General features: G+C 52.4%; 1 rRNA gene. It reads left to right on the plus strand.

From position 1 onward, the window contains the following. Positions 1–586, plus strand: a 23S ribosomal RNA gene (locus tag ACP7EY_RS24030); the annotation flags it as partial.

The following is a 586-nucleotide window of genomic DNA, read 5'->3' on the forward strand; positions in this document are numbered from 1 at the left end:
CAGTCAGGATGTTGGCTTAGAAGCAGCCATCATTTAAAGAAAGCGTAATAGCTCACTGATCGAGTCGTCCTGCGCGGAAGATGTAACGGGGCTAAGCCAGTCACCGAAGCTGCGGATATGCATTTATGCATATGGTAGGAGAGCGTTCTGTAAGCCTGCGAAGGTGTCTTGTAAAGGATGCTGGAGGTATCAGAAGTGCGAATGCTGACATGAGTAGCGATAATGGGGGTGAAAAGCCTCCACGCCGTAAGCCCAAGGTTTCCTGTTCAACGTTCATCGGAGCAGGGTGAGTCGGCCCCTAAGGCGAGGCAGAGATGCGTAGCTGATGGGAAGCAGGTTAATATTCCTGCACCGTCGTATGATGCGATGGGGGGACGGATCGCGAAAGGTTGTCCGGGTGTTGGATGTCCCGGTTTTTGACTCATAGAAGGCGCTTAGGCAAATCCGGGCGCGGAATTCAAGGGGTTGAGACGAGCGGCTTTATGCTGCGAAGCAATCGGAAGTGGTTCCAAGAAAAGCCTCTAAGCTTCAGTCATACGAGACCGTACCGCAAACCGACACAGGTGGGCGAGATGAGTATTCTAAG

It is taken from the genome of Massilia sp. DWR3-1-1, assembly GCF_049898325.1.
GTDB lineage: Bacteria > Pseudomonadota > Gammaproteobacteria > Burkholderiales > Burkholderiaceae_D > JAFCUW01.